Source organism: Frankia sp. AiPa1, from assembly GCF_023243075.1.
GTDB lineage: Bacteria > Actinomycetota > Actinomycetes > Frankiales > Frankiaceae > Frankia.
On the sequence record NZ_JALKFZ020000185.1, the window covers coordinates 18,731 to 32,343 of the forward strand.

Consider the following 13,613-nt stretch of genomic DNA (forward strand, 5'->3'; position numbering starts at 1 on the left):
GAGGTGGTCGAGGTGGTCGGACAGGCTCCATACAGCGGTAGCGGCGGTGGCGGTGGTCCCGTTCCGCTGTCGGTTCTCGACCTGTCCCCGATCGTGTCGGGTTCCTCGGCGGCGCTGGCGGTGCGGCACACCGTGGATCTGGCCCGCCAGGCCGAGCGGTTCGGGTACGCGCGGTACTGGATCGCCGAGCACCACCTGACCCCCGGGGTGGCGGCGGCGGTGCCGGAGATCCTGATCGGCGCGGTGGCGGCCGCGACCACGACGATCCGGGTGGGATCGGGCGCGGTGCAGACCGGCCACAGCAGCGCGCTGGTGATCGCGGAACGTTCGGAACACTGGCCCAGCTGTACCCGGGAAGGATCGATCTCGGCCTTGGTCGCTCGGGTACGAGCCGCGGCGTGCGCACACACGGCCGCCGGCCCACGGACGCGCCCACCGGTGCGGCCCGGCGGCCGGCCGCGGCCGCCGGCACCGGCCGGGTGGTGGGCGGCCTGACCATCCCGCCGCCGCCCACGGTCCGCCTCGACCCGGCCCGCGTGCGCGAACACCTCGACCTCGTGGGCTTCCGCGAGTCGGCCGAGGGTGACTACGCCAGACAGGTGCGCGACATCCAGGCGTTCGCCGCCGGCACGTTCACCGGCGCGGATGGTACGCCGGCACGTTCCCCGGTCGCCGAGGGCACGGATGCCGAGGTCTGGATTCTCGCGACGAGCCCGGGCGAGAGCGCGCGCACCGCGGGCGAGCTGGGTCTCCCGCTGGCCGCCAGCTACCACCTCACCCCGTCGGCCGTGCTGGAGACGGTCGAGGCCTACCGCCGGGCCTTCCGTCCGTCGCCGACGCTGGCGCGACCCTGGGTGATGGTCTCCGCCGACGTGATGGTGGCGCAGGATGACGCGAGCGCCCGCGAACTCGCCGCCGGCTACGGCCCGTGGGTGGCCAGCGCGCGTTCCAGCCGGGGCACCATCCCCTACCCGTCGCCGGCGGAGGTGGCCGGGTGGGACTGGACCCAGCGCGACCGGGACCTGGTCGCGGACCGGGTGGACACCCAGTTCGTCGGCTCCGCGTCCGCCGTCGCGCGCGGGCTACGGACGCTGCGGGACGTCACCGGGGCCGACGAGATCATCGTCACCACGGTGGTGCACGACCATGCGGCCCGGGTGCGTTCGCACGAGCTGCTCGCCCGGCAGTGGGCGGCGGGCTCAGCCTGAGGCGGCCAGCGCGCCCGCGTCGGTCTCGTCGGGAGTGGCGGGGATGACGTAGGCGGTCTGGACGAGCCGGCTGCCGCGCCGGGTGCACAGCAGCGCCCGCCCCGGTGGCAGGTCGCGGGGTTTCGCGCCGCCGAGCAGCGGGCCCTCCCCGCGCGGGCAGGACAGCGCCAGATCCGGGGTGTTGAGCTCCTGCATGCGGCGCAGCAGCGGGTCCATCGACATCCGCATCACGCCGGCCGCGGCGCGGGCGACGACGACGTGCAGGCCGATGTCGCCGCCCTGGGGCAGCAGGCCGACCAGCGGGGCCAGCGGGTTGTCGTGGCCGGTGAGCAGGTCGTAGTCGTCGATGAGGACGAACAGCAGCGGGCCGCTCCACCAGTCCCGCCGGCGCAGGCGGGCCGGGGTGATCTCGGGACCGGGCAGGCGCGGGCGCAGGCCGCCCACCGCGTCGGCGACGGTGGCCTTCGTGCTGTCGGCGGAGACGGAGTAGCCGAGCCGGTAGGCGTCGGGGATCTCGTCGAACAGGCCGCGCCGGTAGTCGACGGCCATGATCCGGGCCTGCGCGGGGGTGTAGCGGCGCACGATCCCCCGGGCCATGAGGCGCAGCAGGTTCGTCTTGCCACTCTCGTTGTCGCCGAGCAGGGTCAGATGGGCCTGGGCCGCGAAGTCGTGCCAGACCGGGGCGAACTGCTCCTCGTCCACGCCGAGGGCGACCCGCAGGTCACCGTCCGGCGGCGGGGCGGGCAGCTGCTCGACGGGCAGCAGCGCCGGCAGCGTGCGCACCGCGCGGACCCGCGGCCCCGGCCAGCAGTCGACGACCGAGTCGACCAGATGGCGGGTGCCGTGCGCCAGGTCGTCCACCCGCGACGAGCCGTCGATGCGGGGTAGGGCGGCGATGAAGTGCAGCTTGGCGTCGGTCAGGCCGCGTCCGGGCAGCTTGGGGACGGCGGCGGCGGCGCGCAGGTCGATGCCGGACTCCACCGGGTCGCCCAGGCGCAGCTCCAGGCGGCTGCCGAGCTTGTCGCGCATCGTGTGGTGCACCTCCGACCAGCGTCCGGCGGTCAGCAGGATGTGCACGCCGTAGTTCAGTCCGCGGCCGGCGATCTCGCGGGTGGCCTCCTCGACCGCCTCGAACTCCTGGCGCAGCACGAACCAGCCGTCGACGGCGAGGAACACCTCGCCGAACTCGTCGGGTGCCGCCTTCCCGGCGGCGATCGCCTCGCGGTAGGCGGTCATCCCGGCGACGCCGAGCTCGGCGAAGCGCCGTTCCCGGTCGCGCAGGATGCCCAGCAGTTCCGCGACGGTGCGCCCGACCCGCTCCGGGTCGTGGCGGCCGGTGACCGAGCCGACGTGCGGCAGGTCGGCGATGGACGCGAGCGACCCGCCGCCGAAGTCGAGGCAGAAGAACTGCACCTCGCGCGGCGAGTGGGTGAGCGCGAGCCCGGCGATGACCGCGCGCAGCAGCGTGCTCTTGCCGCTCTGCGGGCCGCCGGCGATGCCCAGATGCCCACCGCCGCCGCCGAAGTCCAGCACCAGCAGGTCACGGACCTGCTCGAACGGCTTGTCGATCACGCCGATCGGGGTCCGCAGCCAGCCCCCGGCGCTGCCCGCCCCGCCGCCCTCGCCGACGGGGCGTAGCCCGTGCTCGGGATCGGGCAGCAGCGGCGGGAGCACCTGGTCCAGCGGCGGCGGCTGGTCCAGGGGCGGCAGCCAGACCCGGTGCGCGGGCGGCCCCTGGTCGACCAGCCGGCCCACAAGCACCTCCATCACGGTGCTGGACGTGACGGTGCCGCTGGAGCCCGCCATGGGATCCTTCGAACGGGCAGGATCCCCCGAACGGACGGGGTCCTGCGAAGAGGCGGGATCCTCCGAACGGGCAGGATCGTCCGAACGGGTGGGGTCCTCCGGACGGGCGGGGTTCTCGTCCGGCGGGGGGGTGGGCGTGGCGAGCGGGGCAGGTGCGGTGTCGTACGGCAGGACCTGGCCGGCGATGACCTCCTGGCGCACCCGGGCCGAGCGCAGCCGGTACGGGCCGGAGACGTAGGCCGCCTTGAACCGGGTGATCGTCGCGACGTCGGAGCGCAGGTAGCCGTTGCCGGGGGCGGCGGGCAGCTCGTAGGCGTCCGGGACGCCGATCACCGAACGGGACTCCATCGCCGAGAACGTGCGCAGGCTGATCCGGTAGGACAGATGCCCTTCAAGCTGGTGGATGCGCCCGTCATCCAGACGCTGCGAGGCCAGCAGCAGGTGCACGGCCAGCGAGCGGCCCAGGCGGCCGATCATCACGAACAGCTCGATGAAGTCGGTGTGCGCGGCGATGAGCTCGCTGAACTCGTCGATGACGACGAACAGCGTCGGCAGCGGGGCCAGCGGGGCGCCCTGGGCACGAGCGGTCTCGTAGTCGCGCACCGAGCTGAACCGACCGGCGGCGCGTAGCAGCTCCTGGCGGCGGACCAGCTCGCCGCGCAGCGCGTCCCGCATCCGGTCGACGAGCGCGGCCTCGTCGGCGAGGTTGGTGATCGTCGCCGAGACGTGCGGCAGCCGGTCGAGCCCGGCGAAGGTGGCACCGCCCTTGAAGTCGACCAGGACGAAGTTCAGCGTCTCCGACGAGTGGGTCGCGGCCAGGGCCAGCACGAGGGTGCGCAGCAGCTCACTCTTGCCGGAGCCGGTCGCCCCGATGAGCATGCCGTGCGGGCCCATGCCGTCCTCGGCGGACTCCTTGATGTCCAGCTCGATGGGGGAGCCGTCGGCGGCCACCCCGATCGGCACCCGCAGCCGGGACTCGCCGCCGCGCGCCGCCCAGCCGGGCCGCGGGTCGAACCGTTCCAGGTCGGTGACGCCGAGCAGCTCCGGCAGGTCGAGGTTGGCGGCCAGCCCGTCGTTGACCTGCTCGCCGAGGGCGCCCGCGCTGTGCCGGGCGAGCACCCGGGCCAGCGCCTCGGTCCGGGTGCGGGAGAGCCGGTCGGGGGCGGCGAGCCGGGTGCGCACCTCCCGGCCGACCCGGTCGCGCTCGACGGTGAACAGGTCCGGCCCGGCCGCCGCGGCAGCGGCGGAGGAGGCGGCGGAGCGGGTGGCGGGGGCGGGGGCGGAGCCGGACGAGGCGGCGGTGGCCGGATCGGCGGGGGCGAGGTCCAGGCGCAGGGCCTGGCGGGGGTTGCCGCCGTCATGCGCGTCGAAGTCGACGAGCACGGCGTTGCGGTAGCCGGAGACGAGGAAACGCGAGCCGGGCGCGATGCGTCCGCCGTCGCTGACGACGATGACGAACGGCTCGCCGCGCGACGGTGACGCTCCCGTCTCGAACCGGGCCCGCTCGCCGAAGTCCCGGCCGAGCAGGCGCTCGACCTCCTCGAGGGACTCGCCGACCAGGCGGATGGGACCGGCGGCGTCGGTGTCCCGGGGATGCTGGGCGTGCGGCAGCCACTTCACCCAGGCCCACTCGTCGCGGCGCCCCGCCGAGACGGACACGGCGATCTGCAGCTCGTCGGGGGCGTGGAAGACGACGAGCTGGGCGAGTAGCGCCCGGACGAGGGCGAGGGCCGGCGCGCGCTCGCCGTCCAGGCGGATGTGCGCGAAACCGCGGATGAACAGCGCGACCGGCTGGTGCGGGATCGTCGTGTAGGCGCGGGTGAAGCGGCGCAGCGCCTTGGCGGAGACCGGCTCCAGGTCCTCCACCGGGCTCGTCTGCAGCGGGGTGATCCGCACGGCGAGGCGCTGCGACCCGGTGCCGATGCGCACCTCGCCGAAGTCCGGATGGGTGGGCCGGCGCTCCCACAGCCGGCTGGTCAGCGCCAGCGACCACAGCGACTCGGGGTCGGGATGGCGCCAGGCGAGGGCGCCGCGCTGCTGCTCGGCGTAGCGGCGGACCTGGCGGCGGGTCTGGGAGAGGTAGCGCAGGTAGTCGCGCCGCTCGCCGCCGACCTTCTGGCGACGGTTGCCCGACTGCATGAGCACCTGGCTCAGCGCCATGCCGGCCATGCCGGTGCCCATCATCGCCATCATGATCAGTCCGCCCGGGCCGGAGCGCGCCGAACCGCCCAGGTAGAAGAAGACCATCCCGCCGGACATCAGCAGCGCCGGGATCACCGTGACCAGCGTCCGCATGCCGGCGGAGGTGACCTCGGGGATGGCCGGGGGCTCCTGCAGAGTGATGTCCCCGTGCGGCATCTCCGGGCCGGTGCGGCGGGCGGGGCGGCGGAACGGAACGGTGGACATGCCTCCTACACGCCGTCGCCGCGCCCCCCGGTTGGCCGATCGGATGTGACCTGGGTCACCTGTGTGAACGGTTCCGGCGGGCCGGCACGTGCGGGAGACATGGCAGGTAGCAACGCGACGGAGGTGTGCCGGCTGCTCGTCGTCGGCCCGACGAGCCGCGTCGACCTGTCGGTGCCCACCCACGTTCCACTGGCCGATCTGATGCCGGCGATGCTGCGCAGCCTCGGTCCGGACCTCGCCGACCGCGGTCTGGAGCACAGCGGCTGGGTGGTCCAACGCCTCGGTGAGGCGCCGCTGGACGAGGACCTCTGCGTCGCCGACCACGAGCTGCTCGACGGCGACGCGGTGCACCTGCGCCCCCGCTCCGACCAGATTCCGCCGCTGGACTTCGACGACCTCATCGACGGTGTCGCCACCGGCATGCGGGCCCGTTCCGGGCGCTGGCGGCCGCGCACCAACCGGATCGCCGCCGCGGTGGTACTCGCCGTGCTGCTGCTCGGCGCCCTGGCCATGCCGGTGCTCTCGACCCTCGGCGGGACCTGGCACGACGGGCTCGCCCGCGCGGCCGGCGCGGCGCTGCTGGTGGTCGGTGCGGCCCTCGCCGTCGGCCTGATCCTGCGGGACCGCCTGGTCGGCGGGCTGCTCGGGGCCGCCGCGGTGGCCTTCGCCGTCGAGACCGCGCTGCTGGCGCTCGCCGACACCGCCTCGGCGACCCAACTGCTGGCCGTCGGGACCGGCGTGGGGGTCATGGTCGCCCTGCCGCTGCTCGCCGCGCTCGCGCAGCGCCGAATCGCCCTCGCGGGCGGGGTCGGCGTGCTCGCCGCGGGGCTGGTCGTCGCCGTGGCCTGCGGGCTGAACGTCCTCGCCGGGCTCGACGCGACCCGGACAGCGGCGGTGATCGCCCTGGTGGGCGTCGCGGCCCGCCCCCTGGTGCCGATGGTCGCGTTCAAGCTCGCCGGGATGTCCCTGCCGCCGCTGCCGGTCGAACCCGACGAGCTGCAGGACGACATCGAGCCCGAGCCCGGTCCGCAGGTGCTGGAACGCACGGCCACCGCCGACCGGTTCATGACCTCGCTGTACGGCGCGGGCGGTACGGCCCTCGCGGCCGCGCAGGCCCGCCTGGCCGCCAGCCCCGGCTGGCAGCCGGCGGCACTGGTCGTGCTGGTCGCGCTCGCGGCGGTGCTCGCCGCCCGGCCGATGACCAGCGGCTGGCACCGGATGGCGCTCGGGCTGCCGGCCCTCGCGGGCCTGCTCGGGCTGCTGTTGGCGATCACCGTCCGCGCCGGCGGGCCTGGCGCCGCCGGCGCGGCCCTCGCCGTCACCCTGCTGCTGGCGCTCGCCGCCGCGGTCAGCGCGCACGTGCTGCCCCGGCGCCGGATGACCCCGATGTGGGGCCGCGTCGGCGACTGGGCGCACGTCGTCACCCTGGTCCTCGCCGTCCCGCTGGTGGTCGCCCTGCTGGGCGGCATCGGCCTCGTGCGCTCCCGGATCGGCTAGCGATGCAGTCCCGCCGCGACCAGGTCGACGCGCACAACTACCTGCTGACCCGGCTGACCAGCGCGCTGGTGCGGGCCGAGCCGGACGCGCTGGAGCTGCCGACCCGACGCGACACCCGCGGCCTGGTCGGCGGCGCGGTGCTCGCCGTCCTGATGCTGGGCGTGGTGGCGATCTGGGCGCTGCTGTTCTCCGGCGGCTCCACGGTCTGGCGTCAGCCCGGCAAACTGATCATCGAGAAGTCCACCGGGAGCCGGTTCCTGCTCCAGGACGGCGAGCTGCGGCCCGTGCGCAACCTCGCCTCGGCCCGCCTCGCCCTCGACGGCCCGGCCGACCCGGTGAGCGTGAGCAGTGGCCGGCTCGCCAAGGTCCCGCGGGGGGAGCCGCTGGGTTCCCTGGACGCCCCCGACCTGCTGCCCGCCGCGAACAAGGTCAACACCGGCGTGTGGCGGGCGTGCGCCACGGTGTCCGTGGGCGGGGTGTCCACGGGCGGGGCGGCCGCGGGGACCACCGTGCGGGTCGACATCGGTGGGCCGGCGTCCACCCGGCGGCTGGCCGACGGCGGCGCGCTGGTCTCGGCGGGCGGGCCGGAGTACCTGCTGTGGCGGGGCCGGCGCCTGGCGCTGGGCCGACCCTGGGCCGCCGACGTTCTCGGTTACGGCGACACCCGGCCGATCGCCGTCGACCCGGTGTGGCTGGCGTTGCTGCCCGCGGGGCCGGACCTCGTTCCCGTCGACGTGCCCGGCCGGGGCGGGCCGGGGCCCGCGGTCGGCGGCCGGCCGGCCACCCTGGGCCAGCTGTTCGCGGCCACGGCGCCGGGCGGCACCGCGAAGGTGCACTATCTGCTGCTGTCCTCGGGCCTGGTGCCGCTGTCCGCCACCCAGGCGGCGCTCGCCCTCGGCGAGGCGGGCGCCGCACCCGAGGGGCAGCTCACCCCCACCGAGCTCGTCACCACCCCGCGCGCCACGCTGCCCGAAGGCCAGCAGGCGCTGCCGGCCACCCCGCCGCCGCTGCGCACCCCGGCCGACGGCGAGGCACTGTGCGTGCAGTCCGCCGGCCGGCCGGACGCGGGCACCCTGGACGTCGTCCTCGGTGTGCCGCCGGCGACGGCGGGCACCCACGCGCCCGGCGGCGTCGCCGTCTCGGTGCGTCCCGGCGGCGGCGCGCTGCTGGTGGGCCGGGCCGACGTCGCGGCCCGCGACCAGCGGGCGGTGCTCGTCGACGGCGCCGGCGTCCGTTACCGGCTGGACGGCGACGCGCTGCGGGCGCTCGGATTCACCGCCGAGCAGGCCACCGTCGTCCCACCGCGGCTGGTGGCCCTGCTGCCGGCCGGGCCGCCGCTGACCACCCCGCGGCGTCAGGAGGCGCCGTGACGGTGCGACCTCCCGCGCCGGTGCCCGGACCGTCCGTCGAGGTTCCACGATCACCGTTCCCACGAGCGCCTGGCCGTCCGGCCAGGTAACCCAGCCAGCCCCCGTTCCCGCACGCGGGACCACCCCGAGGAGGACAGCCGCATGGCGGATCCGCTTCTCATCTCCGACGAGGCCAGCACCGTGGCCATGATCCTCGCGTTCGACAGCACCCAGGACGAGTGCGACGCCATCCAGCGGACCATCGACGGCGCCGTCACCCAGCTGCTCGCCACCTGGGGCGGCGTCGCCGCGGGCAAGTACCGCGATGCCATCGCCGCCTGGCAGCAGGGCTTCAACGACGTCCGCGCCGGCCTGAACATGATCAACGAGTCGATGGCCAGCTACGCCAAGATCACGACGTCGACCGAGGACAACACCGCGATGCTCGGCTCGAACTGGGCCACCGGCCTGACCTGAGCCGCCCGCCTGATGACCCGGCCCGCCGACGACACCTGATTCAGGGAACGAGGCACATCGATGGCTACCTACCAGTTCAGCCCGAACGGCGCACTGGACACCGCCTCCGAGCTCGAGTTCGTCAACACGAAGCTGGAGAACTCGCTGTCGGACCTGGTGGCGAAGGTCAACGCCTTCACCGCCGCGAACTCCGGCCAGGCGCCGGAGAACTACGGGCTGGCCCAGATCCAGTGGAACAAGGGCCAGACCGAGATGAACGCCGCCCTCGCCCTGGGCAAGCAGCGGCTCGAGGAGATCCACAACGAGTACGTCCTGGGGGACAACCGCGGGGCGAGCGTCTTCGGCCAGCTCATCTAGGCCGAGCGCCCGGCGCCCCACGCCGGGCATCCCGGCGACGGCCGTGGCGGCGGCCGGGCGGTACCGCGTGGTGATCCCCTCCACCCGCGGCGCCGTCCGGCCGTGGCGGTCGCAGCCGCTGTCCACCCGCCGGCGGTCGTCCCACCGCACCCGGCGGCAGCACCGCCCCCCTCCCACCCGGCGACGGCAGCGACAGGAGACCACGGTGGCCGAGAACATCGTCATCGACGAGCCGACCCTCATCGGTCTGCGCAACAAGTACCAGGGCCTGCTCGACGACATCGACACGAGGATGACGGACTACCAGTGGGGCACCAACCCGGACTCGCGGCTCTCGCTGGGTGACGAGTTCACGCTGCGCCTCGGCGGTGCCGACTTCGTCGAGGCGGTGGGCCTGGCGAAGGACCTCGGGAAGATCCGCGAGAAACTCGCCGGTCGGGTCGACTCCACCTACTCCGACGCCACGAACCTGCGGTGGGGCCTGGAGTACCTGCTCCAGGACACCGACGCCGTCGAGCACCTGACCACGATGTCGGCGCAGGAGTTCCAGTCGTTCATCCCGGTCTCGACCACCTCGGCCACCGAGGGCAGCGGCGGCCAGACGGGGAGCTGACAGGTGCCGACCGACAAGATCGAGGACGTGCTGAGCACTCTGCTCGGCTACACCCTGGGCACGACCGGAGGCGTGGTCAACAGCGGCCAGGGCCAGGACCAGGGGCAGGGAAGCCAGAACGGGGCGGGCTCCTACACCGGCGCCGGCACCGACGCGCAGTTGCGCCCGGACACGGTGCGCAGCGCCGCGGCGCCGCTGTGGCTGATCCCCGACAAGCGGCAGGAGCATTACTCGACGCTCGGCAGCGGGAAGCCCGGCTTCAAGAAGGGCGCGCTGACGTTCTGGCGTTGGATGTCCAGCGACTCCATGAGCAACTACGAGTGGCTGACCCTGTGGGTCGGTGCCCGGGGCGGCACCGAAGACGACAACCACAACTCGACCACCCCCGACGAACAGGCCGGCACGGCCACGGCGGCGTCGAACCCGCTGATGGCCCTGGGATCGGCGTGGACCAACGCGGCCGGCGCGATCGCGAAGGGCCTGGTCGGCCCGGGCTACGCCTTCGACCCCGACACCCTGGAAGGGGTCAACGAGGCGCTCGCGGGCATCGGCACCTGGGCCGGCGGCGTGCTGACCAGCCTCGACCAGGACGTCACCGGCATCGACACGAAGGCGGCGGCGTTCCAGGGCTCGGCCGCGCAGGCGTTCCGCGACCAGGTCGTCGCGACCGAGAGCGGGCTCAAGGGCGTTCCCGAGGCGGCCGCGACGTGGAAGGGGCCGCTGGACAAGGCCGTCACGGCCGCGCGCACGTTCGTGACGAAGCTGCAGCAGGACAACGCCTACTGGCTGGGCGAGCCGGCGCAGGGCGAGACGAGGCCCGCCCTGCCCGGCCCGGCCGGCGTGTGGGTGCATCCGTTCAACCTGATCGTCGCCATGTTCGACGGGGCCAAGGTGTGGGACACCGAGGGGACGGACCCCGACCTCAACCACAGCGGCGGGCTGTGGGAGGCCGGCCGGATCCGCGGCGAGCTGGGGGAGAACTACGACGGCACCTGGCAGGAAATGATGATCACCTTTCCGGCCTGGAGCGGGGTCACCGGCGACTTCGCGGTCCTGCGCCCGCCGTCCTGGCTGCTCGTCGACGCCGCCGTACGCAAACAGTGGGCCGATCACGTGCAGAGCGCCTTCGCCCCGTCGGTGACGGCGGCGGGCGACCTGGTCAAGGCGTTCGGGGATGCCCGCGGGGCGATGAAGCTCGCCAAGATGCCACCCCCGCCGCCTCCCCGTCAGCCGCCCCCGACCGACCTGGGTGGTGGTGGCCTCGGCGGTGACGACTGGAACAGCCTCGTGAACAGCATCGGCAACGGTTTCAACGGGCTGGGCAACGGGCTCAACGGGCTGGGCGGCGGGCTGAACGGTCTCGGCGAGGGGCTCGGCAACGGATTCAACGGGATCGGCAACGGGCTCAACGGCCTCGGCGGTGGACTCAACGGCCTGGGTGGCGATCTGGGTAACGGGCTGAACGGTCTCGGCGGCGGCCTGAGCGGTCTGGGTGGTGACCTCGGCAATGGCCTGAACGGGCTGGGCGGCGGGCTGAACGGTCTCGGCGGCAGCCTGAGCGGTCTGGGTGGTGATCTGGGTAATGGCCTGAACGGTCTGGGTGGCAGTCTTGGCGAGGGGCTCAACGGCCTGGGCGGTGGCCTCAGTGGTCTCGGCGGCGACCTCGGCGGACTCGGCGGCCTGAATGGCCTGGGCGGCCTGGACGGCGGTGGCGGCGTGGCCGGACTCGCCGGACCGGGTGGGCTGGGTGGGCTGGGTGGGCTGGGCACCGGCACCTCGGGCTCCGGGACGTCCGGCCTGGACGGGCTGGGCGGCGGCCTGGGCGCAAGCACGCCGAAGACGCTCGGGGACCTCAGCCCGCAGCAGCTGTCGGCTCTGCAGCAGGCCGGTGCGCTCGATGGCCTACCGCTCAGTGCCGAGCAGGCGGCAGCGCTGCAGCAGGCCGGTATGCCCGCGGCGGCGGGCAGCAGCCTCGGTGACCTGACGCCCCAGCAGCTCGAGACCCTGCAGAAGGACGGGCTGCTGAACAACGTCCCGCTGTCCGCGCAGGACCTCTCCACCCTGGACAAGGCGGGGATGCTCGGTTCGACCAGCGGCGCGCTGAACGATCTGGGCGATCTGAGCCCGGCGCAGCTGTCCGCCCTGGACTCGGCCGGCGCGCTGGACAACGTGCCGGTCACCGGCGCGCAACTCGATCAGCTGCGCCACGACGGGCTGCTCGGGCCGAGCGCCGAGGGCATCCACTCGCTCGGCGACCTCAGCCCCACCCAGCTCGCCGATCTGGCGAAGACCGGCCAGCTCGACTCGATCCCGATCACGCCGCAGGAGCAGGCCGTCCTGCAGCAGGCCGGGCTGCTCAGCCCCAACGCCACCAGCGGCACCGGCGCCTCCGGCGCGGGGCTGTCGGGCCTGTCCGATCTGTCGGGCACCTCGGTGCCCAGTACCGCGTTCCCCACCACGATCGACGGGGTCGACGTCGGCGGGCCGGGCGGCCTGAGTGGCGGGGGCACGGGCGGCGTGAACGTCGGCGACATCCGCCAGCCGCTGATCCAGACCGTCCCGGGCGGCGGTGGTGGCGCGTTCGGCACCGCCGGCATGCCCGACGGGGCGGCCCGCGTCGCCACCCAGGCGGGACTCGCGGGCCTCGGCTCGCTGGGCGGCGGTCTCGGCGCGGGGCTGCCCGGCGCCGCGGGGGCCGCCGGCACCTCGTCCGCGCTGGGCGCGTCCGGATCGGGCAGTGCGGGCGCGTCCGGCGGCGGAATGCCGTTCATGCCCATGGGCGGGATGGGCGGCGGCATGGGCCAGGCCGCCCAGGGCCAGTCCCGGGAACGCCAGCGCAACACCTGGCTGACCGAGGACGAGGACGTCTGGGGCACCGACCCCGAATGCGCCCCCGCCGTCATCGGACGTGGCGACGGCCCGGCCGCCGGCGACCCCGAGGCGCCCCACAGCCCGCCCGTGTCCCCCACCTCACCGTCCCGCGACCACACCCGTCGGCGCGGGTGACCTCCCACGGCCATCGAAGGACAGGCACGCCGACGACATCGACGACGCCGACGACATCGACAAAAAAGGAACAGACGAACAGGGACAAGAGAAAGGAGTAACCGGATGGCGATGTTCGACGACAGCTTCATGGAGTCGGCCCTCGCGGAACTGGCCCGCACCGAGGAGATCACGGCGCGGATCCGCACCGAGGGCGCCGAGGTCAGCTTCCAGGCCACCGATCGCAACAAGCTGCTGTCGGTGACCGTCGGTGGCCAGGGCGAGATCCGTGAACTGAGGTTCCGCGGGGACGCCTACCGCGAGCTCGCCCCGGCCGAGCTCGCCGACCTGCTGGTGAAGACCTTCGAACAGGCCCGTCAGGGGGCGCGGGCACGGGCGCTCGCCGGCATGCAGGAGCTCATGCGCGGCCTGCCCCCCATCGGCCGGCTCGCCGACATGGCCTCCATCGACGAGTTGGTCGACGAGCTGACCGGCATGTTCGTCCGCAACATGCCCGACGACGGCCAGCCGCCCGTGCCGCCGGCCGAGCCCGGGGCGTGGCGATGAGCGGCGGGAGCGGCCGTGAGTGACCGCCTCATCCGGCAGGACGGCGACGAGATCGCGGCGAAGGTGCCGGCGATCAAGACCCTCCAGGGGGACTACGGCACGTTCGGCACGTGGCTCGCGCGCATCGCCGGCGTCGATTTCGCCGGCGACGCGAAGGACGAGGCGACGCTGTACGCGAAGGCCACCTTCCACCAGATCATGACGGCCTTCGGGAAGATCTACACCAGTCTCGGTACGGCGATCGGCGTCCAGGGCGACCGGCTCGACGCCGTCCGCCAGATCGGCGACCAGACCGAGAGCGGCGCCTCGTCGCACGCCAGCGGCTGGTCTGGCGGGGCCAAGGGCTGA

General features: G+C 74.2%; 11 protein-coding genes. 10 read left to right on the top strand and 1 reads right to left on the bottom strand.

The genetic code is table 11. The annotated features are described in order from the left end of the window. The first annotated feature begins 3 nt into the window (after positions 1-3). Together MXD95_RS29755 and MXD95_RS25135 are read left to right on the top strand one after the other, a co-directional pair. Positions 4-495, top strand: a complete 492-nt coding sequence (locus tag MXD95_RS29755) for an LLM class flavin-dependent oxidoreductase (protein ID WP_480023995.1) — start codon at positions 4-6, stop codon at positions 493-495. After that, positions 399-1,208, top strand: a complete 810-nt coding sequence (locus MXD95_RS25135; RefSeq protein ID WP_480023994.1) for an LLM class flavin-dependent oxidoreductase — start codon at positions 399-401, stop codon at positions 1,206-1,208. Before MXD95_RS29755 ends, MXD95_RS25135 begins: the two co-directional genes overlap by 97 nt. On the opposite strand, the gene eccCa is transcribed toward MXD95_RS25135, so the two are convergent. Next, positions 1,200-5,420, bottom strand: coding sequence for a type VII secretion protein EccCa (eccCa, locus tag MXD95_RS25140; protein WP_250643210.1), 4,221 nt, complete (start codon positions 5,418-5,420; stop codon positions 1,200-1,202). The two genes, MXD95_RS25135 and eccCa, sit on opposite strands and share 9 nt — an antisense overlap. Before the next feature lie 99 nt (positions 5,421-5,519). Here eccCa and eccD point away from each other — a divergent pair, with 99 nt between their 5' ends. From eccD to MXD95_RS25180, 8 genes are all read left to right on the top strand, one after another. Further along, a complete protein-coding gene (gene eccD / locus MXD95_RS25145; RefSeq protein WP_250643211.1) occupies positions 5,520-6,917 on the top strand; it encodes a type VII secretion integral membrane protein EccD in 1,398 nt (465 codons plus the stop codon). Positions 6,918-6,919: 2 nt separating this feature from the next. Continuing rightward, complete coding sequence (eccB, locus tag MXD95_RS25150) at positions 6,920-8,287, top strand: type VII secretion protein EccB (protein WP_250643212.1); 1,368 nt, start codon at positions 6,920-6,922, stop codon at positions 8,285-8,287. 141 nt (positions 8,288-8,428) lie between these two features. Further along, positions 8,429-8,743 (top strand): WXG100 family type VII secretion target, encoded by a 315-nt coding sequence (locus MXD95_RS25155; RefSeq protein ID WP_250643213.1) that lies wholly within the window; start codon positions 8,429-8,431, stop codon positions 8,741-8,743. Positions 8,744-8,803: 60 nt separating this feature from the next. Further along, the gene (locus MXD95_RS25160) at positions 8,804-9,100 is read left to right on the top strand and encodes a WXG100 family type VII secretion target (protein WP_250643214.1); all 297 of its coding nucleotides are present in this window, start codon (positions 8,804-8,806) and stop codon (positions 9,098-9,100) included. A gap of 205 nt (positions 9,101-9,305) precedes the next feature. Next, positions 9,306-9,713, top strand: coding sequence for a hypothetical protein (locus tag MXD95_RS25165; RefSeq protein ID WP_250643215.1), 408 nt, complete (start codon positions 9,306-9,308; stop codon positions 9,711-9,713). 3 nt (positions 9,714-9,716) lie between these two features. Further along, positions 9,717-12,719, top strand: a complete 3,003-nt coding sequence (locus MXD95_RS25170; RefSeq protein ID WP_250643216.1) for a hypothetical protein — start codon at positions 9,717-9,719, stop codon at positions 12,717-12,719. Between the two features lie 105 nt (positions 12,720-12,824). Continuing rightward, positions 12,825-13,265 (top strand): YbaB/EbfC family nucleoid-associated protein, encoded by a 441-nt coding sequence (locus MXD95_RS25175; protein ID WP_250643217.1) that lies wholly within the window; start codon positions 12,825-12,827, stop codon positions 13,263-13,265. 15 nt (positions 13,266-13,280) lie between these two features. Next, the gene (locus tag MXD95_RS25180; protein ID WP_250643218.1) at positions 13,281-13,613 is read left to right on the top strand and encodes a hypothetical protein; all 333 of its coding nucleotides are present in this window, start codon (positions 13,281-13,283) and stop codon (positions 13,611-13,613) included.